The 20,189-nt window shown below is 37.7% G+C and carries 20 protein-coding genes; 13 read left to right on the top strand and 7 right to left on the bottom strand.

Features of this window, described 5'->3' with window-relative positions:
- The first annotated feature begins 93 nt into the window (after positions 1 to 93).
- The 5 genes from BBI00_RS01495 to BBI00_RS01475 all read left to right on the top strand — a co-directional run bounded on the left by BBI00_RS01495 (position 94) and on the right by BBI00_RS01475 (position 5,856).
- Complete coding sequence (locus BBI00_RS01495) at positions 94 to 1,431, top strand: OmpA family protein (RefSeq protein ID WP_065397103.1); 1,338 nt, start codon at positions 94 to 96, stop codon at positions 1,429 to 1,431.
- Between the two features lie 113 nt (positions 1,432 to 1,544).
- Positions 1,545 to 2,879 carry an Nramp family divalent metal transporter gene (locus BBI00_RS01490; protein WP_065397102.1) on the top strand — a complete coding sequence of 445 codons (1,335 nt, stop codon included), beginning with the start codon at positions 1,545 to 1,547 and terminating at the stop codon, positions 2,877 to 2,879.
- A gap of 140 nt (positions 2,880 to 3,019) precedes the next feature.
- The gene (locus tag BBI00_RS01485) at positions 3,020 to 3,556 is read left to right on the top strand and encodes a nucleotide exchange factor GrpE (RefSeq protein ID WP_065397101.1); all 537 of its coding nucleotides are present in this window, start codon (positions 3,020 to 3,022) and stop codon (positions 3,554 to 3,556) included.
- Positions 3,557 to 3,656: 100 nt separating this feature from the next.
- The gene (gene dnaJ / locus BBI00_RS01480; protein ID WP_065397100.1) at positions 3,657 to 4,775 is read left to right on the top strand and encodes a molecular chaperone DnaJ; all 1,119 of its coding nucleotides are present in this window, start codon (positions 3,657 to 3,659) and stop codon (positions 4,773 to 4,775) included.
- A 67-nt stretch (positions 4,776 to 4,842) separates the two neighbouring features.
- The gene (locus BBI00_RS01475) at positions 4,843 to 5,856 is read left to right on the top strand and encodes a hypothetical protein (RefSeq protein ID WP_065397099.1); all 1,014 of its coding nucleotides are present in this window, start codon (positions 4,843 to 4,845) and stop codon (positions 5,854 to 5,856) included.
- Between the two features lie 51 nt (positions 5,857 to 5,907).
- On the opposite strand, the gene BBI00_RS01470 is transcribed toward BBI00_RS01475, so the two are convergent.
- On the bottom strand, positions 5,908 to 6,789 hold the full coding sequence (locus BBI00_RS01470; protein ID WP_065397098.1) for a DUF808 domain-containing protein: 882 nt from the start codon (positions 6,787 to 6,789) through the stop codon (positions 5,908 to 5,910).
- 672 nt (positions 6,790 to 7,461) lie between these two features.
- Between BBI00_RS01470 and BBI00_RS23030 the strand changes: the two genes are divergently transcribed.
- From BBI00_RS23030 to BBI00_RS01455, 3 genes are all read left to right on the top strand, one after another.
- Positions 7,462 to 7,644, top strand: coding sequence for a hypothetical protein (locus BBI00_RS23030; protein WP_123902211.1), 183 nt, complete (start codon positions 7,462 to 7,464; stop codon positions 7,642 to 7,644).
- 260 nt (positions 7,645 to 7,904) lie between these two features.
- The gene (locus BBI00_RS01460) at positions 7,905 to 9,296 is read left to right on the top strand and encodes a serine hydrolase (RefSeq protein WP_065397096.1); all 1,392 of its coding nucleotides are present in this window, start codon (positions 7,905 to 7,907) and stop codon (positions 9,294 to 9,296) included.
- 58 nt (positions 9,297 to 9,354) lie between these two features.
- On the top strand, positions 9,355 to 10,230 hold the full coding sequence (locus tag BBI00_RS01455) for an alpha/beta hydrolase (protein ID WP_065397095.1): 876 nt from the start codon (positions 9,355 to 9,357) through the stop codon (positions 10,228 to 10,230).
- A gap of 435 nt (positions 10,231 to 10,665) precedes the next feature.
- Here the strand turns inward: BBI00_RS01455 and BBI00_RS01450 are convergent, their stop codons facing one another.
- The 6 genes from BBI00_RS01450 to BBI00_RS01425 form a co-directional block, all read right to left on the bottom strand.
- Complete coding sequence (locus BBI00_RS01450) at positions 10,666 to 11,361, bottom strand: DedA family protein (RefSeq protein WP_065397094.1); 696 nt, start codon at positions 11,359 to 11,361, stop codon at positions 10,666 to 10,668.
- Between the two features lie 85 nt (positions 11,362 to 11,446).
- Positions 11,447 to 12,559: a peptide chain release factor 2 gene (gene prfB / locus BBI00_RS01445; RefSeq protein WP_065397093.1), complete on the bottom strand. Its 1,113-nt coding sequence runs from the start codon at positions 12,557 to 12,559 to the stop codon at positions 11,447 to 11,449.
- A gap of 141 nt (positions 12,560 to 12,700) precedes the next feature.
- Complete coding sequence (locus BBI00_RS01440; RefSeq protein WP_123841596.1) at positions 12,701 to 13,012, bottom strand: hypothetical protein; 312 nt, start codon at positions 13,010 to 13,012, stop codon at positions 12,701 to 12,703.
- 55 nt (positions 13,013 to 13,067) lie between these two features.
- Complete coding sequence (locus tag BBI00_RS01435) at positions 13,068 to 13,556, bottom strand: hypothetical protein (protein WP_065397091.1); 489 nt, start codon at positions 13,554 to 13,556, stop codon at positions 13,068 to 13,070.
- A gap of 14 nt (positions 13,557 to 13,570) precedes the next feature.
- Positions 13,571 to 14,677 (bottom strand): NAD(P)/FAD-dependent oxidoreductase, encoded by a 1,107-nt coding sequence (locus BBI00_RS01430; protein WP_065397090.1) that lies wholly within the window; start codon positions 14,675 to 14,677, stop codon positions 13,571 to 13,573.
- A 148-nt stretch (positions 14,678 to 14,825) separates the two neighbouring features.
- The gene (locus BBI00_RS01425; RefSeq protein ID WP_065397089.1) at positions 14,826 to 16,175 is read right to left on the bottom strand and encodes an AAA family ATPase; all 1,350 of its coding nucleotides are present in this window, start codon (positions 16,173 to 16,175) and stop codon (positions 14,826 to 14,828) included.
- Positions 16,176 to 16,292: 117 nt separating this feature from the next.
- Between BBI00_RS01425 and BBI00_RS01420 the strand changes: the two genes are divergently transcribed.
- The 5 genes from BBI00_RS01420 to BBI00_RS01400 all read left to right on the top strand — a co-directional run bounded on the left by BBI00_RS01420 (position 16,293) and on the right by BBI00_RS01400 (position 20,107).
- Positions 16,293 to 17,195 (top strand): ABC transporter ATP-binding protein, encoded by a 903-nt coding sequence (locus BBI00_RS01420; RefSeq protein WP_065397088.1) that lies wholly within the window; start codon positions 16,293 to 16,295, stop codon positions 17,193 to 17,195.
- A gap of 2 nt (positions 17,196 to 17,197) precedes the next feature.
- Positions 17,198 to 18,043: an ABC transporter permease gene (locus BBI00_RS01415; protein WP_065397087.1), complete on the top strand. Its 846-nt coding sequence runs from the start codon at positions 17,198 to 17,200 to the stop codon at positions 18,041 to 18,043.
- A gap of 122 nt (positions 18,044 to 18,165) precedes the next feature.
- The gene (locus BBI00_RS01410) at positions 18,166 to 18,801 is read left to right on the top strand and encodes a hypothetical protein (protein ID WP_065397086.1); all 636 of its coding nucleotides are present in this window, start codon (positions 18,166 to 18,168) and stop codon (positions 18,799 to 18,801) included.
- Positions 18,798 to 19,460 (top strand): hypothetical protein, encoded by a 663-nt coding sequence (locus BBI00_RS01405; RefSeq protein WP_065397085.1) that lies wholly within the window; start codon positions 18,798 to 18,800, stop codon positions 19,458 to 19,460. Before BBI00_RS01410 ends, BBI00_RS01405 begins: the two co-directional genes overlap by 4 nt.
- Positions 19,457 to 20,107 (top strand): hypothetical protein, encoded by a 651-nt coding sequence (locus tag BBI00_RS01400; protein WP_065397084.1) that lies wholly within the window; start codon positions 19,457 to 19,459, stop codon positions 20,105 to 20,107. The genes BBI00_RS01405 and BBI00_RS01400 overlap by 4 nt, the downstream gene beginning before the upstream one ends.
- Positions 20,108 to 20,189 lie beyond the last annotated feature (82 nt).

Here is a 20,189-nt window from a genome sequence, read left to right as displayed (position 1 = left end):
TCCGTTAATTTTTAAAGAAAAATTCAAAAAAAAGTGACATTTGGACAGATTTTTGTTTAAATTTATCTCAACATTAATCTAAAAAAATTTATTATGTCTTTAAATGTCATTGATTTAATTAAAGGACAATTAGGTCCCGCTTTGGTTTCACAGGCTGCAGCTCAGTTTGGAGAAAGCGAATCAGGAATTTCTAAAGCAATTGGTGGCTTATTACCTGCCGTGGTAGGTGGATTGGCCAATAACGCAGACAACCCTGGCGTTGTGGATGCTATTACGAAAGCCTCTTCAAGTGGTATCTTGGGAAATTTATTAGGTGGATCATCTAATAATCCTCTCATCACCAGTTTACTGTCTTCACTTTTTGGAGATAAGATAGGCGGACTAGTCAATTCCATTGCCAGTTTTTCAGGAATCAGCAACAACTCTGCGGGTTCTTTGTTAAACCTGGTTACCGGGGCTACAGTAGGTACTGTGGGAAAATATGCAGCAGACAATAATTTGGGTGCTTCAGGTATTTCCAGCCTGCTGAATGATCAGAAAGGCATTGTCTCTTCTTTGCTGCCGGCAGGTCTTTCTCTGGCTTCCTTCGGATTAGGGGCTGAAAACTGGTTCGGTCAGGCTAAGGAAACTGTTTCATCAGTAGCTTCCACTACCAGAGACAATATCGCTGAAGATGTTGCCACTGCAAGAGAAAATGTTACTGAAAGAGCAAGAGAAGTAAGAGAACAATTTGAAAATAACAACAATAATAATCAAGGCGGAGGTTCAATCTGGAAATGGTTGCTTCCGCTTTTATTATTGATTGCAGCTGCCTATTTCCTATGGAAGCAATGTGAGAAAAAAGAAACAACTACCACTACCACAACTACATCTGACTCAGCAAGCACCGGATCTACTGCAGATACAGCTTCTGTAACCGGAACCGGAACTGCAACGCCAGCTCCAGCCACTGCAAAAACTGATGAAAACATTGACCTGAACGGAGTAATGTTGAAAGGTTACAAAGGAGGAATGGAAGACCAGATGATTGCATTCCTGAAATCTGACGGCTATAAAAATGCAGCAGACGATTCAGCATTGAAAGATAAGTGGTATGATTTTGACCATGTGAATTTCAAAATTGGAAAATCCAATGAGCTGGAAGCAGGATCGCAAGGTCAGCTTGATAATCTGGTAGCAATTCTTAAAGCTTTCCCTGATGCTAAAATTAAAATCGGTGGTTATACTGATAAGACAGGAGACGAAGCGAAAAACGTAAAACTATCCAAAGAAAGAGCTGAATACATCAAAGCTGCTTTAGTAAAAGCAGGAGTTGGTGCTCAGGTACTGGAAGCTGAAGGATATGGAAGTAAATTTGCTAAAGTAGATGCATCAGCATCTGATGCAGAAAGAGCTGCCGACAGAAAAATGGCAGTAAGATTTGCTAAATAATCTTTAGAATCAATAAAAATTGAATCCCGGGAAGTGATTTCCGGGATTTTTTATGGCCATGATTTTTGTGTTTACATTTATTTAATTAAATTTGTTAGTCATTTCTAACATTTATGAATTTCAATATAAAAAGCGCCTGGCGAAAAGATAAAACATCCCACTCCCTATCGGAAGTCTATTCTTCTATAAAAGTACCTAAAAAAGCAAGTTTTTGGAGGAAGTATCTTGCTTTTGCAGGCCCCGGACTTATGGTAGCAGTAGGCTATATGGATCCAGGGAACTGGGCTACGGATATTGCCGGAGGAGCGCAGTTCGGGTATACGTTACTTTCAGTGATCCTTATATCCAATATTTTTGCGATGGTTTTACAGCATCTATCTGTTAAGCTCGGAGTTGTTGCCGAAAGAGATCTTGCACAGGCCTGCAGGGATCACTTCAGTCCTACCACAAATTTTATCCTCTGGGTATTCTGTGAAATAGCGATTGCCGCCTGTGATCTCGCCGAGGTCATTGGTTCTGCCATTGCCTTAAACCTCTTATTTCATATTCCGCTGACATGGGGAATCGTGATTACAACCGTTGATGTTCTTGTCATTCTTTTGCTTCAGGCTAAAGGATTCCGTTGGATAGAAAGTATCGTCGGCGGACTTATCTTTATCATTCTGGCTTGTTTTGTCTACGAAATTGTGATTTCTCAACCTGCATTCAACGAAATTCTTGGGGGATTGGTTCCGCAAAAGGAAATTATTCAGAACCCTGCAATGCTGTATATTGCCATAGGAATTCTGGGAGCCACCGTTATGCCGCATAATCTTTACCTTCACAGCAGTATTGTTCAGACCAGAGACTATACCCGTGACAGGGAAGGAAAAAAAGAAGCAATAAAATTTGCCACTTTAGACAGTACGGTTTCCCTGATGCTCGCATTCTTCATCAATGCGGCAATTCTTATCCTGGCAGCAGCAACTTTTCATACCACAGGCAATGAACATGTCGCAGATATTCACGATGCCTATAAAATGCTGACTCCTATTTTAGGGGCTTCAATGGCAAGTATTGCTTTTGCAATTGCTTTACTGGCATCCGGTCAGAACTCAACACTTACCGGTACCCTTGCAGGACAGATCGTGATGGAGGGATTCCTCAACATCAGATTAAAACCATGGCTCCGAAGACTGATCACAAGACTTATTGCAGTAGTTCCCGCACTGATTGTAGCGATTCTCTATGGAGAACAGGGCACCACAGAATTATTGGTTTTAAGCCAGGTTATCCTCTCTATGCAGCTGAGTTTTGCTGTTGTTCCCTTGGTGATGTTTACGAATGACAAGGCGAAAATGGGGGAATTCGTCAACAAGCCTTTTCTGAAAGTCTGTGTATGGATTATTTCCGTTATTATCATTATTTTAAATCTTTATCTGCTGTATCAGACATTCACGGGAGAGTAATAATGCTTCAATGTACTAAGAACCGGGTAAACAATATGTTCAAATTCGGCCATTTGCATTTTCCTCTTTTCTGCCTAAATGTCTTCTTTTTTCCTTTGGCAGGTTCTTTGTCAAACAATTCTGTAAATAAATATTGAATTATGGAAAATCAGGATATTAACGAAGAAAGCATCAATAATCAGGAAGATAACAACGTTCAGAATGAAGCAACACCTCAGGACAATGTGACAGCTGCTCCTTCTGCTGAGGAACTTTTGGCAGAAGAAAAAGACCGTTACATCAGATTGTATGCTGAATTCGAAAATTATAAAAAAAGAACCTCTAAAGAAAAAATGGAGTTTTTCCAATATGCCAACCAGGATATGATGGTTTCTATGCTGGGCGTTTTGGATGATTTTGAAAGAGCATTGAAAGAAATCGCTAAAAACGGAAATCCATCTGATCTGCAAGGGGTGGAATTGATCTATCAGAAATTCAAAAATAAACTTACCGAAAAAGGATTAAAAGCAATGGAAGTAAATGCCGGTGACAGCTTTAATGTGGATTTCCATGAGGCTATTACCCAGATTCCTGCTCCATCGGAAGAGTTGAAAGGAAAGATCGTAGACGTTATTGAAACAGGATATACTTTGAATGATAAAGTGATCCGTTTCGCAAAAGTAGTAACAGGAAACTAAAATTCATAAATGATAAATGATGGGTGATAATTGATGACGTTCATTTATTAAACTTTAAAATATCTTTTATCATTTATCAACAATCAATTATTTAATTGTCATGTCAAAAAGAGATTATTACGAGGTTCTTGAGATCAGCAAATCTGCATCAGGCGACGAAATAAAAAAAGCATACCGTAAAATGGCCATCAAATATCACCCTGATAAAAATCCGGGAGATAAAGAGGCCGAAGAGAAATTTAAAGAAGCTGCTGAAGCCTATGAGGTATTGAGCGACGATCAGAAACGTGCCAGATACGACCAGTTCGGACATGCCGGAATGGGCGGAAACGGTGGTTTCGGAGGCGGAGGCTTCGGAGGTGGTATGAACATGGAAGATATCTTCAGCCAGTTTGGTGATATTTTCGGTGGAGGTTTCGGAGGTTTCGGCGGTGGCGGAGGCGGCCGTCAGCAGGTGAAAGGTTCTAATTTAAGAATCAGAATCAAGCTGAACCTTGAGGAAATGGTAAACGGAACTCACAAAACCATTAAAGTAAAAAAAATGAAGATGGCAGAAGGTGCCACTTCAAAAACCTGTCCTACCTGTAACGGTTCGGGTGTTCAGCTTAAAGTAATGAACACGATGTTCGGCCAGATGCAGACCCAAACAACCTGTGGAACGTGCCAGGGAATCGGTAAAGTTGCCGATAAAATTCCGGCAGGCGCAAACGCTCAGGGTCTTGTAAAAGACGAAGAGGAAATTACGATCAATATTCCTGCAGGAGCAAGAGACGGAATCCAGCTTAATGTAAGAGGAAAAGGAAATGATGCTCCGTTTGGCGGAACTCCGGGTGACCTTTTGGTGATCATTGAAGAGGAAGTGGATCAGACCATCAAAAGAGAAGGTGACAACCTTCACCAGGAATTGTATGTATCGTTTGCTGAAGCTGCTTTAGGAACTAAAAAAGAAATCCCTACAGTAGGCGGGAAAGTAAAAATCACCGTTGATCCGGGAACACAATCCGGAAAAATTCTGAGATTAGCCGGAAAAGGACTTCCTAGCATTGACAGCTATGGTAAAGGAGACATGTTCATCCACATCAATGTATGGACTCCTCAAAAGCTTACCAAAGATCAGAAAGAATTCTTTGAAAAGCAGATGTCCAGCGGCGAAATGGTTGCAGAACCGTCCGGAAAGGAAAAAACTTTTTTTGATAAAGTGAAAGATTTATTCAATTAATATATGAGAGACCCTAGGGTCTCTTTTTTTATAATGTGTATATTAGGCTTCAACAAAAAGTCTGAAAATGAAAGGAATATATATTTGCCTATTCTTCTGTATTTTCCAGTTGAAGACATTTGGCCAGCAAGCTGCAGACACAGAGTTTAATCATACGATTGCCCAATGGTTTTCAGCATGGACACTGGTTTATAAAGACATTTATAAGATCAATAAGCTTCAGCCTGTAGAATTTGTTTTCTTTGATGAGAAATATATCTACTCTACTTCTTCCGTTTCAATAAGTGATGGTGAAGCTATCAAAGGGCCGGATCTTTTAAACCTGAAATTACACTGGAAAAAAGCCCTGCACCATGACAGCCTTACATTACCGGACAAAACGAAAGTTGCGGTAGGAATTATGTCTTTTGCCTCAGAGATCCCCAATACTAAACATCACTCATTTTTTGTAATGCCTTTGCCGGGCTTCTGGAAAAAAGCAGGTGTAGAAAGTAAAGAACTTGGGCTTAATAATTTAATTACCGGAGTTTTTATTCATGAATTTTCCCATTCTCAGCAAATGCAGAATTTTGGGATGAAGATCTCCCTGTTCGAAAAACAGGTTAATTTCGGGATCGGTATCAGTGATGATATTATTCAAAATATTTTCAGCAAACAAGATACCTATATGAATCTTTACAATATTGAGGTCAATAGTTTTTACAGCAGTATTGCAGATAACCGCTTCAATATAGAAAAGGTATTAAAAGGATTGGATCTTATGGATCAAAGGCAGGAAAAATACTTTAAAAACGAATATAAAAGTCTGGCTGAAATGGATGATTTATTCCTTACGATGGAAGGGCTCGGGCAATATTCCATGTATTTATGGCTTATCGATCCCAAAGGCGGTAATATTGACAAAAATGTAGCCTTAGAAGGAGTCAGAAGAAATAAAAAATGGTGGTCGCAGGATGAGGGTTTTGCTCTTTTCCTGATTCTGGAAAAACTCAAGTCCCCTAAAATCTGGGCAAAGGAAATGTTTGGAAGCAAAACAGTTACAGTGTCGCAATTAATTCGTTTGTATTTGAATAAAAACTAAAAAATCCTGCTTCATGTGAAACAGGATTCTATATCTCTTTGAAACGGATTTTTATTTCTTTGTTACTAAAGAATAGATTCCTTTTCCTATGGTAAATACAGCTACAGCAGCCAATCCTCCTACAATTCCGAAAGTAAATTCTTTTAACATGGAAGGCCACGTCGGAAGCAGCTCATGCAGGTAATGGATATTGTGGGCAAAAATACCTCCTGAAACCAGGATTAAAGCAATTGTTCCCACCACACCTAATATCTTGATAATAACAGGAAGCGCTTTTACCAATAAGTGTCCAAGTTTTGAAATCACTCCTTTATCATGGCTTTTTTTGATCAGTTTGAATCCTGCATCATCCATTCTCACGATAAGCGCAACGATTCCATATACACCAACAGTAGCGATGAATGACACAAAAGTAACGGTTAAAATCTGTGTAAGAAGCGGGTGTTCCTGCTGAATCACAGTTCCCAGTGCAATAATGACGATTTCGATCGAAAGAATAAAATCTGTTCTGATCGCAGAATTTATTTTTGCTTTTTCAGAAACCTCAGAATTCTCATCTTCTTTGCTTTCTTCCATCACTTCATGCCCTTTTTTGGAACGGTGAAACAGGAATTCTATGATTTTTTCCACCCCTTCAAAGGCAAGATACAGACCACCCAGAATAAGAATCATCTCAATTGCCGGTTTGTACAGCCAGTTGAGCAGAAACGCAATGGGAAGAATAATAAGTTTGTTGATGAATGAACCTTTAGTAATCGCCCATAAGACCGGAAGTTCCCTGGAAGAAAGAAAACCCGTGGCTTTTTCTGCATTTACAGCCAGATCGTCTCCCAAAATACCTGCAGTCTTTTGTGTAGCTATTTTACTGGTAACCGCCACATCATCCATCAATGCTGCAATATCATCTAAAATTGCAAAAAAGCCTGATGCCATATTTTAATAATTTTTTAATCTTTGTTAAGTTCAGCAAAAATAAATATTTAATTCTATTTACAGACGTTTCTTAAAACAATAATTTTAAGGATCCTTCTTTAGGATCATTTTGTACCTTTCAAATTAAAATAAATATGCTGAATAGATGAAAATAAACTTACTCCTTCTCTTATTCCCTATCCTGTTCCCGGCCCAGAAAGAGCCGGATTATCTTCCAATGCTATTTAAAATCTCTCACCACTGTCTGTAATGAAAACAGCCAAAAAATCATTTCCGAAATCAACAGCGACCGGGGTGTTAAAATTTACGGAAGATTCACTGACCTTCAAAAAGGCTTATCTGAAAGAGCATTTGAAAAATACAAGGACAAGATCAGCCTCCATTGCCCTGAAAATATCAGATATGACGCTCTGAATAAAGTTTATTACTCACAGGAATCCGGTGATAACAGAAAATTCTATTTTATATACGAAGGCTCACCCTCAAAAATACGGTATAAAGGCACTGAAAACAATATTAGTCTACAGCCCGTTGATCTGAATTCCGGCGAAAAGTATCTCCGGCTTTACAATCAGGAAAAAAAGGATGATCTCAATTATGAAGCTTCATTCTATTACTACAATTCACAGGATCAGCTGACATACCATTTTCATCAGCATGGAAATGAATTTGATGAATACACCTATTTTTACAGAGATTCTTTTTATGGCCCATCGCTTTCCGAGGTCTACAAAAATGGAATTCTCACTGAAGAATATTCTTACGCGAAGGAAGATGGTACGTTTGAAAAAAGAATCAGAGAATACAATGTTAATGATTCCTATCAATTCAATCGGAAGAACCAGGCTGTCTTAAAAAAATCCCGTTACAGCAATAATCAAAATCCGTGTCACTGTAAGGCTGGATATTCTACAACCATTATTTACCGGGCAGACACTCAATGCGCCAGAAATACAATTCCTGAATGAAATAATTCTGATATCCAAAAATCTATAATTTCCAATAAGGTGAATATAAAATACTAAAGAAGAATATCTTTTAAATATTTTATGCTCAAGCTGTTGATATAAACAAAAGTCTGCTTACTTTTAACTGTTTTTTTAAAACCAGATATTATGCGGTCTCAATCTTATATTTTAGCTTTAGGGTGTTTGATTTTTATATCAGGAACAGCCTGCTCATCTTTAAAAGCTCAGGCTAAGCTGAATATCAGCACTACGAATCAGGAAAAGAAAAAACAGGAGACAGACAGCATTATAAAAGCCTACGCTTCAATTAATAAGTTTAATGGAACCGCTTTGGTGCATTATCAGAATACAACCATTTTTGAAAAGTCCTACGGCTGGCAAGATGCCGGGAAAAAGATCCCGAATCAGAATAAAAGTATTTATCAGATTGCTTCTTTAACCAAATCTTTCACAGCCTTAATGATCGTAAAGTTAAATGAAGAGGGGAAACTTTCCGTTAAAGATCCTGTTTCAAAGTTTATTCCGGATTATCCCAGAGGAAATGAAATTACAATTGAGCACCTCCTCACCCATACCTCAGGAATCTATGAGGCATTACGGAATAAAGAATACTTCCGTCTGCTTCACACAGGAGAAACTATTCCCAAAAACAGAGAACTTTCTTTTTTTAAAAATGAACCCCTGGATTTTGAACCCGGTACCCAATTCTCTTATACCAATTCAGGATATATTCTGCTGGGAATCATCATTGAAAAAGTAACAGGACTCTCCTATGAAAATGCTATAAGAAAAAATATTCTGGAGCCTCTGAAGATGCCCCACACCGGTTTTGATTACCTAGCTTTAAAGAGCCCGTATAAAACAGTTCCCTACTCCTATATTTCAAAAACAAAACAGGAAAAAACAGAAATCTGGAATCCTTCATTAACAGGACCTGCAGGCCAGATCTACAGTACCGTGGAGGACCTTTACCATTATTATAAAGGATTGAGGGATTATAAAATTGTTTCCAAAGAAGCATTTAAAAAGGCGACCACGCCCTATTTAAGCAGTTACGGCTATGGATGGTTCATTGACGATCTTTATGGAAAGAAACTCATTAATCATGGTGGAAATATAGAAGGCTCCACCAGTTATTTTGCCATGCTCCCTGATGATGACCTCTGCATTATTCTTCTCAACAATATCACGAGTAAAAAGCTGGAGAAAGCAGGAAATACTATCCTGGCAGCGCTATTAGGGCAGCCCTACCAGCTTCCTCAGCCCAGGAAGGAAATAACACTGGGGGATGATGTGCTTAAAAAATACGCCGGCAATTATGCACTTTCAGAAAATGATGTGATTCATATCCTGTATGAAAACGGCCGGCTTTTCATGCAGAACAATAATGATCCTAAAATACAGATACGGGCTGAAAAAGAGAATGTATTTTTTGTGCAGGATGATGACACGGAAGTAACTTTTATTTTCAAAAAGGGTGAAAAAGATGCTGTCATGATCAAAAAAGGGCTTTCATCAAAAACTGCAGAAAGGCTTTAGGCACTATTCCGATCCTAAATCACTTCATTATCAATGGAATTTTCAGTATTTTTACTTTATGAAAAAGCTCATTCTCAGGTATCATTTTTTCGTTATGGGACTCGTCAGTTTTCTTCTGCAGTCCTGTAATACGAGATTCAGGGTTTGGGTAGGTCCTGATGGCCAGCAGAAGATCTATAATTTTAAATACGGAGAGCATAAAAGGCAGAAAATGGATATTTTTCTTCCAAAAGATTATGCAAAAGATGCTCCTGTTGTTTTAATCGTACATGGTGGCGCCTGGACCCTGGGAAGGAAGGAACATATGATCCAGATTCAGAAAATGCTTTTCAGCAATAAGATCCCAAGCATCAATATGAATTACCGGCTGGTGTCTACCCGGAAAAAGATCACCTATAAGCAACAGCTTGATGATATCGGTTCTGCAATTGAAAGGTTCAATGCTTTAACGGAAAAAGCAGAACTTCTTCCCAACAATTATATCATCCTGGGAGAAAGTGCCGGTGGACATCTCGCCCTGCTCTACGGATACCAGCATCCCGATCAGATCAAAAAAATCATTTCTCTGAGCGGCCCGACTGATTTTTACAGTCCGGAATATCTTAATTCTTTTTATTCAAAATATACCTCTCCTACTTTTCAGAAAGTAGTAGGAACTAAATTTGACCGGAAAAATATCGCTGAAGCCTTTAAAGAAGCCAGTCCCATTGCCAATATCACCAATGTACCCACTCTTTTATTCCAGGGGAACAATGATTTTCTGGTCAATCAGCATCAGGGAATAGCGATGGATTCTGCCCTTACCCATATGAACGTTCTTCATAAGTTTATCTTTATGGAAAGAACAGGCCATGTACCGAGGTTTTTCAACAAAAGAAAAAGGGACAGTATTATTTATCCTAATATCCTGAATTGGATCAAAACGGATACCTAACCTGTTTTTCGGATTGGAAAAATACGTTGGAAAAACGCAAGGGCGCAAGATAATTCTCTGCTAAGTTTTTTTTAAGTTGCAAAGATTTTATCTCCGATAAAACTGAATGCTGTTTATTTCTAGTTTTCTCATCCTTTTTCAAACTCCCGCAGATCATATAGATTATGCAGATTTTACATCATCTGCGTGATCTGTGAAATCAGCGAGAAAATAATATAATCTTAAATATCCGGATCTTTTTTGCGAATCTGGAATACCTTTTTTGCTCTTGCAGATTATGCAGATTACGCAGATTTTTTATAACCCTCATGCATTGGGAAAAACCTATGTACAAAATAAACAACAAGATACATAGAATGACATAGTTCGTGTACTTGTGATCAATAAAAAAGCTGCCTCAAATGAAGCAGCTTCGTATATTTTTACTTGAAATTTTTATTCAAAATCTTTGTTCTCGTATTTAGAGAAATCTTCTTTTTTCCCGAACATAAATTTAATGATCACCGGAAGTGTCGTCACAAGAACGATAACAATAATGATGTATTCCAGCTTTTCTTTTAAATTGATCCCAAACTGTTCCATGAAAAGTTTATCCAGATAATGTCCTGCAAAGATCAGAATAAATGACCATAGCACTGCTCCGATGATATTATCTCTTAAGAATTCTTTTTTGTCCATTTTTACAATCCCTGCTACAATTGGAGTAAAGGTTCTCACTACCGGCAGGAATCTTGCCATAATAATAGCTAATGCACCATGTTTTTCAAAAAAATCATGGGCCTGATACAGATATTTCTTTTTGAAAAGCATTGAATCCGGTCTCTTATATAAAGCCGGACCGGTCTTTCTTCCGAAATAGTATCCCACTTCATTTCCTATAACGGCTGCAATAGCGACTCCTGTGGCTAAAAGTGTTGTATCCAGGAAATCACTTCCTGTGGAGCCAAAAGTCTCTTTGATGATTTCAACGGCATAAATCCCTGAAACAAACAGTAATGAGTCTCCGGGAAGAAAAAAACCTACAAAAAGGCCTGTTTCCGCAAAAACAATGAACAAAATAAGCCAAAACCCTCCCATTTTGATATAAAACTCCGGGTTTAATAAATCCTTCCAGCTATTGAAATCTTCCATATATATCGATGAACAACAAAAATAAGTCTAAAATGTCTGAAACAAAAATTAATTATAAGATTTTAACTAAAATTCATGTGATATTTTACAGGTCGAGGTCATCATCGGAAACTGCCGTCCCATCGGCCATCAGGAATGCTTTCAGGAATGGAGTGATATTTCCGTTCATGACTGCATCCACATCTGATGTTTCATGGCCTGAGCGTACATCTTTTACCAATTTGTACGGGTGCATCACATAGTTTCTGATCTGGCTTCCCCATTCGATCTTCATTTTGTTGGCTTCGATTTCATTTCTGGCTTTCATACGCTCTTCAAGTTCCATTTCGTATAATCTGGAACGGAGGAGCTGCATGGCTTTTTCTTTGTTCTGAAGCTGGGAACGGGATTCTGAGTTTTCAATGATAATTCCGGTAGGTGCGTGACGCAGACGTACTGCTGTTTCTACTTTGTTTACGTTCTGACCTCCGGCTCCGGAAGACCTCATCGTTTCAAAAGAGATATCGGCAGGGTTAATATTGATTTCGATCGTATCGTCTACCAAAGGATAAACATATACGGAAACAAAGCTGGTATGACGTTTTGCATTACTGTCGAAAGGTGAAATCCTTACCAAACGGTGAACCCCATTTTCGCCTCTTAAATATCCAAAGGCAAATTCGCCTTCTATTTCCAGTGTAACAGTCTTTACTCCGGCAACGTCTCCTTCCTGGAAGTTGAGCTCACGGATTTTATACCCCTGTTTTTCTGCCCACATCGTATACATTCTCATCAGCATAGAAGCCCAGTCACAGCTTTCTGTACCACCGGCTCCGGCAGTAATCTGAAGAACCGCAGAAAGCTCGTCCCCTTCGTTAGAAAGCATATTCTTGAATTCCAGGTCTTCAATTTTCTCTACCAACTGCGGGAAAGTTTCATCCAGTTCTTTTTCTGAATCTGCATCTTCTTTGGCAAAATCTACCAGAACCTGCATATCTTCAAACTGGGTCTGAATTTCATCATAGCTTTCTACCCATTTTTTCTTGGAACGAAGCTGTTTCAGAAATGCTTCTGCCGTTTTAGGATTATCCCAAAATTCAGGAGCCGCTGTTTTTTCATCATCGTTGGCAATTTCTATCTTCTTTTTATCAATCTGAAGGTATCTGTGCAAATCTTCAATTCTGGATTGAACTTCTTTTATCTGGTCGTTGTTGATCACGATTTTTTCTTTTTTGCAAAAATAAGGAATTCTTTTAGAGTGGAAATACAGGAATTGAAAGTTAAAAACGCTAAAAAGAGGAGTCCTCACATTTTATTTATGATTATTAACTTATCCTGTTTTGAGCTTGCAAGTTAATCATTAAAATAAATCATCTTTCTTCAGCATAAAAACAGTGAAAACACAAAGTACATGTATTATAAAAACAAAAGGTAAAACTTTTCTTGGATTCATTTTGTCTAGTAAAAAACCATACACAAAAAATTGTAATAGTCCTGCTACAAACAGGTAAGTAGAAATGCTCTCATTAAAGAAACTTCCGGTCATACTGAAAGGAAAAAACACCAGAAAAGGCCAATAACTTCCGTGTCCTCCTCCGGCTAAGGCTATAACAAAAACCATAAGAGGTAGGCTAAGTAAAGAAAAAGTCATTGTATATTTATATTGATTCATCTAATAATATTCCTGTCAAATTTAATTAAATCATCTTGTAATGATTACCAGAATATTAAATCTTTATTTCTGCCTCAAAACTTTTTCTCAGAAATTCTTTTGATTTTCTACTTTCAGCTTTAAAGCCCGCCATTGTTAAAATATAAACAAATAGCAGCATCAGCAGGGGCATCAATGAAATGATTGATATTTGATGATCTCTTATCATCATCCCACACATCCCTACGAAAAACAGACTTGCCACCGAGCACCAAATGATTAAAAAAAACAATACAAACACGTTCAGCTTCATGGTAACGTCAATCTGAGTGCCGTTGCTGATGGTATGCAATGTTCCGTTTATTTGAGGAAGGAAAGAATTCCTGTAATTGATAATACGGCTGATTTCAAAACTGTTACGGTTCACATATCCTTCATATTCTTTTGTATACGTCTTTCCAAAACCAAATTGTTTGGGGTCAACAAATTCATTCAGTGTTTTTATGACTTTCTCTTCCGGCCAGTCCGTTCTGTAAGTAATACGTTCAAAAGGTAAATATTTCATGGTTATAATAGTATTTATATCAGTTCCGCTATCTTCTCTCCCATCACAGGAGCCAGTGCCACTCCCATTCCTGAAAGCCTTACGGCGCAGAACTGTCTTTCTGAGATTTGTTTTATAATTGGGGTCTTTTCATGGCCCATAGCCATTATCCCTGACCAGCGTAAAGCAATTTTAACATCTTTGCCGGCTAAAATGACTTCTTTTAAAAAATCTTCCAGGTGGCGCTGCAGGAATTCTGTGGTTTCAAAGGCTGTTGTTTCTTCAGTTTTAAAATCCCTGTTTCTTCCACCTCCCAACAATACACGGTTTTCAAGGTTTCTGAAGTAGTAAAAACCTTCATCATAATGAAACGTTCCGTTAAGCTTTAATCCATCTATTGGTTCGGTCAGTAAAATCTGTCCACGGGCAGGAATAATGTTTTCGTTTTTCAGGAATTCTGAGCTGAATGCATTGGTACAGTAAATAAGCTGATCTGTCTTTACGGAAATTCCGTCCGGAAGATGAACTTCAATTTCGTCTGATTGCTCTTCAATACTTTTTACTTCCGTTCCGAATAAGAATTCCACCTTTATTTCATGGCATTTTTCCAAAAGTTTCTGCAGCAGTTTTCCCGAATGCAGACTTCCTTCACACGGATTTTCGATCAGAAACGGAGATTTCCCCAATCCAAACTCCTTTATTTTATCCTGTTTCAGAGAATAGGTTTCCTCAAACCCTGTAATGGATTTCAGTTTTTGATTAACCTCTTTGATATGATGCAAAGGTTCATCATTGTTTAATATTTCGTAGCCACCGTTCAGCTTAAAGTCTATTTCACTATTTTTAAAATACTGCCTGATCTTCTGCAACCCGTCAAACCTCATCTTCACCAGGTCCAATGTTTTTTCCCAGCCCATTTTCTGAGCATCGGCAATCACTTCCGTAAGGCTTCCGAAACAGGCAAAACCTGCATTTCTTGTGGAGGCACCTAATGGGATCGTATTCCGTTCAATAATTAAAACAGATTTTTCAGGATATTTTTCTTTTACCGCAATGGCAGTCCAAAGCCCGGAAAACCCTGAACCAATAATGACGATATTTCTTTTCCGGTAAAAGGTTTCAAGTTCCCAAACGCTGTTCATGAGTAATGAATGATTAGTAATGAGTAATTTTTTTTTAATGCAGTTATAATGAAAATCAGGAAGAAATGAAATTGAGATAAAGACAGCATAACAAAGCAGTAAAATAGCAAGCTACCTTACTCCTTTACTCTCCCACTTTCTCACTCTCCTACACTTCCTTCTCCCCGTTATGATGAAAGCCGATAGCCCGTCTCGGTTCTTCAACGACTTTGTATGTTTCCAGCTCATTTCTCAGCGCCTGGATCCTGAACCTGAATTCATCCAGATTATTGATAATAGCATCGGCAAGGAACCTGGCAACCTGATCAAGATATTCTTCGGTCAGTTTTCCGGCAGCATCCCGTAGCGCACCCTCCAGGAGTCTTTGATCTATTTTCAGTTTTTCATTTCTGGTTCTCTGGTAAAGGTTTTTAATGCGTTTCTTCAGGCTTTGCGTAAAATCGATCAGCATTGTATTGCTGAATGCTTTCATTTTTGAAGCAATCTCATGCCAGAAAGGAACTTTATCCGCTTTGTTGTTCTTAAGTATTTTATAGAGCAGGGAATCTTCTTCAAGCCCTTTGGTCATTGCATATAATATAATTTCGGAACGTTCTGATGCATTGGGTGGAAAGATCGGAATCATCACATCAAATCTTCCGGGTGCCAGGATTTCTTCATCAATTTCTGAAACAGAATTGGCTGAACCTACCATCAGTACGCCTTCTTTCTCAAATTTTCCGATATAATGAAGAATGAGTTCCTGGGCTTCAAGGTTGCATGAGGCTATATCTGTCTCGGCAGTTCTCTGTCTCATGATTTCATCAAAATCGTCAAGAAACAGCAGCATCTTATTTTCTTTCATCATCTTCAGCAGGAAGTCGCTGAAATTGATTTCATTTCCGTCAATAAGTGAAGTTCCGAGATAATGTTTTTTAACTTCTTTAAACTGATATCCTATAATTTCAGCAATTTTGTTCGCCCAGAAAATTTTGCCGCTTCCGGGAGGGCCGTACAAAATGATTCCTGCCGGTTTATTGATTCCCCAATCTTTGATCTGCTGAGGATTCAGGAAAGGTTCTAAAACGGCAGAAGTATAGAAGAAAAGGTCTCTGTACCCAATAAAATCTCTTTGCTGCAAGCTGGTTTTGTGCCCGAAATAATCATAGACGAACTGATAGTTTCCTCCTAATTTATTATCAATTCCATAGCTTGAAATAGAAGATTTAAAGAAACCGTTATCAAAAATATTCGGGTTATTATCTTTTATTGCTTTTTCAACTTTGTCTTTAGGCTGATTGATCACTTCTGCAATCTGCTCCAAGGTTTTATTTTTATCCAGATCCTTTTCATACAGTCTTAAAAAATCTACATTTTCACGGGCAAATTTTTCAAAATCCTCTTTTACTTCAAAATTGGTGCTGATACAGTCTACCAATTCAAGATCAAAATCCTGTATAAATTGTTTGATGGCTTCTGCAGAGACATTCAGTTCTTCTGCCAGTTCAATTAACTTCATAAACTTTTCATTAATTCTATCAAATTTAATGCATTTACAATTAAATTTAAATTGATTTATGATAATTCTGTAACATTCCCTAATTTACATAGACTACTACTATGTAAAACAAATTACATGGAAAAAATTTTATCAGTAAAGAATCTGACAAAAAAATTCAAAAGAGTTGTAGTCAACAATATTTCTTTTGACGTAGAGAAAGGGAATGTCTACGGACTTCTGGGACCCAACGGAAGTGGAAAATCCACAACTTTCGGAATGCTGCTTTCCACCATTAATCCTACCAGCGGAGACTGGTTCTGGTTTGGAAAAAAAGGAACAGATCCTGAAACTTTAAAGAAAATCGGGGCCATTATTGAGCAGCCTAACTTTTATCCTTATCTGAGTGCGGAAACCAATCTTAAAATTGTTGCTGAGATCAAAGAAACTCCTTATTCAAGGATTGAAGAGGTGTTGAAAACCGTTAATCTGTATGAAAGAAGAAAAGATGCTTTCAAAACCTTCTCTTTAGGGATGAAACAGCGCCTCGCCATTGCTTCTGCCATGCTGAATACTCCTGAAGTACTGATTCTGGATGAACCTACCAACGGCCTGGATCCTGAAGGAATTATCCAGATCAGGGAGATCATCAGCAATATTGCAAAACAAGGCATTACGATCATTATAGCCAGCCACCTTCTGGATGAAATTGAAAAGATCTGCAGCCATGTGATTGTACTGAAAGAAGGAAATTCCATCTATTGCGGCAGAGTGGATGAAATGACGGCCAATAACGGTTATTTTGAATTAAAAGCTGACAACAATGTATTACTTTTCAATGCATTGAATGAACTTCCCTGGTTCAGTTTCGTCAATCAGGACAGGGATTATATTAAGGCCCAGCTTCGTGACGATGCATCTGTATCAGCATCAGCGCTGAATCAGAAACTGGCTGAAAAAGGGATTTTCCTATCTCATTTAACCAAGAAAAAACTGTCTCTTGAATCTCAATTCCTTGAACTTGTAAAAAACACCAACTAATTATGATGAAACTATTAAAACTGGAATACTATAAAAATCTGAATTACAGACCATTCAAGATTTTCACACTCCTCTATTTTGCCATTCTTATTGCACTGCTTTTCATTGGTTTGATAGATTTTGATATTTTGGGAGGAACGGTAAACCTGAAAGAACAGGGTATTTATAACTTCCCTGAAATCTGGAATTTTACCACATGGATCGTTGCTTTGCTGAAAATTTTCTTAGGATTGATCATTGTTTTCTCCATCTCACAGGAATTCAGCAACAGAATGTTTAAGCAAAATACCATTGACGGGCTGAGCAGGAAAGAATTTATCACTTCAAAACTGCTGACGATCAGCATTTTTACCATTGTCTCTACGATCATTGTGCTGGCCATTACGATGTTTTTGGGATATCAGTATTCAAAAACAACGGAGTCTGCAAAGGTTTTCGGAGAAATATTCTTCATTGGAAATTACTTTGTGAAACTGTTTACGTTCTTCTGTTTTTTAATGTTCTTATCCATTTTACTGAGAAAATCGGTCTTTGTATTTCTGGCTCTTTTTGTTTTCTGGATTGGGGAGGGAATTTTATCTACCGTTGAAGTATTCACCAAAGTAAAAGGCCTGCAGGGACCTCAAAGAAATGAAATCCTTCAAAATGATTTCTTTATAAGCCATCTTTTACCGCTGGAAAGCATGTCTAGTCTTATTCCTAATCCTATGATGAGACTGAATATGGCTAAAATGATGGGCATCAAATATGAATTCCACTACCCTACAGAAAGCCTTATTGCCTGTTTGGTATGGTGCGCCGTTTTTATTTTCGGATCCTACTGGATTCTGAGAAAAAGGGATTGGTAAGCAATCTTCAATTGAGAAAATAATACTATTTCATAACAATTATTAATAAAAGTGGCTCATTCCGGGTCACTTTTTATTTTTTGGCTTAAGATTTTCATTCGGTTCTGATAAAAATACTATCCATGAAAAAATTATACTATTTTCCCGGACTGATCAGTGCGGTACTGATACCGGTTTTATTCTGGTATTATGGGAATCAGAGAGTTCATCCGCAATATACTGTAATGGATCTTGGACTTCCTGCTAAAATCAAGGCCAATACACCCCTCGACAATACTTTTGAACCTTATAGGAACTGGAATTACAAGAAAATTTTAGTTAAGCCCCATACTGCTCTTCAAAATCAGGAATTCTATATTTCTGAATTGAAAAAACTTCAGGCAGGAAATAAGAAAGAATCAGGAATTGAATTTATCATCAACGATAAAAACACATATCAGGATTTCATTGCTCTGATGGATGTAATGCAACTTGCTCAACAGGAAACTTATGGTGTGGATATGGAAAAAACAGGCCATTTTTTTGCTGTTCATTTTTATAAAGATCCGGACAAGGAAAAGGGTCCGATCTGTGGAGGATCAATTGGCCCTGAATATCATCGTAAAAAAGGAACTCTCAGTTTAATCCAACCGGAAACATTTGTCAATCACATTCCAAAGCAATCTTTTTACATGATTTTCGGGTTTCTATTATTGGTGAATATTTCCATGTTCAGTATTAAAGAAAATCTTCAGATTAACAGAAAAAGGCTGATATGATAAGAGTCTATTATTTTCCGGGATTAATAAGCGCATTAGTAATTCCTGTACTATTGTGGTATTACGGCAACAAAAAAATCGAAGAAGTAACAACATCGGTGATGGATATTAGAATTCCGGCCAAACTAAATCAGGATAACAGCAATTATAACGATACGCTTGAGCCATTAAGAAACTGGAACTATAAAAAAATATTTATTCCCTCTGGTAAGGCAAAAGAAAATTCAGGCTTATATATTTCGGAAGTCAGGGCGCTACAGCAAAGAAATGAACAAAAAACAGGTATTGAATTTATATTAGGAGAAGGAAATACCTATGGTGATTTTGTTTCTCTTTTAAATGACATGCACATAACAAAACATGAAGAATACGGATTAGATCTTGAAAAAACAGGGCATTTGCTGGTTCCCGTTATGTATCAGAAACCGAATTCTGAACCATGCTATCTTTGTAATGATGTAGTGATTGAAGCAATAGATTCAGGTTCAATTGTAGATGACAATATACCGAAGCCTAATCTTTTTGATAAGACCCGTGAATTTTTCATTCACCTTACCAAAGAAGCCTATTATCTTTTCATGGGCTTTATGATCCTGTTCAGTATTTCCCTGTTCAGCATTAAACAAAATCTTCAAATCAACAAAAAGAGATTTGTATGAAAAAGATCTGCTATTTTCCGGGCCTGATCAGTGCCCTGATCATTCCTGTATTATTCTGGTATTACGGTAATAAGAAGTTTGAGGAGATCAACGTCCGTGTAATGGATATTGGTATTCCTGCAAAAATAAGAGAAGACATACAAAGCCCCATCTCATTTGTGCCCTACAGAAACTGGAATTATAAAAGAATAGCAATAGCTCCCGGTACTGCCAAGCAGAACTCAGAACTGTATGTTACCGAACTCCGGAACCTTCAGAAAAGGAATGAAAAGCATACAGGCATTGAGTTTATCTTAAACAATAATAATACGTATGGTGATTTTGTATCTGTGATGAATGATATGGAAATAGCAAAGCAATATCAGTATGAAATTGACCTGGAGGAAACAGGGCATATTTTTGCGGTCCATTCTTTTATAGACCCCACTCTTAAAGATATTGATATGTCACTCATGTTCAGATGCGGAACCCTTTCCCATTTTCCTGAAGAATATTACTTCAGAGGGTTTCAAAAATTTGAATATCAGCTATCCCATTTACCACAACAGTCTTTTTACATGATTTTCGGGTTTTTACTATTTTTAAATATCTCGATGCTCAGCATTAAAGAAAGATTCCAGATGTACTTGAGCCGGAACAGAATTTAAATAACCGGATGCAATCTTTATCCTTCATTCATTGAGAATTGTATACTTACACCGGTGCACAAATCTCCGTTGTTACAAAATA

Origin of the sequence: Chryseobacterium arthrosphaerae, from assembly GCF_001684965.1 — a bacterium.
GTDB classification, from domain to species: Bacteria; Bacteroidota; Bacteroidia; order Flavobacteriales; family Weeksellaceae; genus Chryseobacterium; species Chryseobacterium arthrosphaerae.
This window is presented reverse-complemented; position numbering and strand designations above follow the sequence as displayed.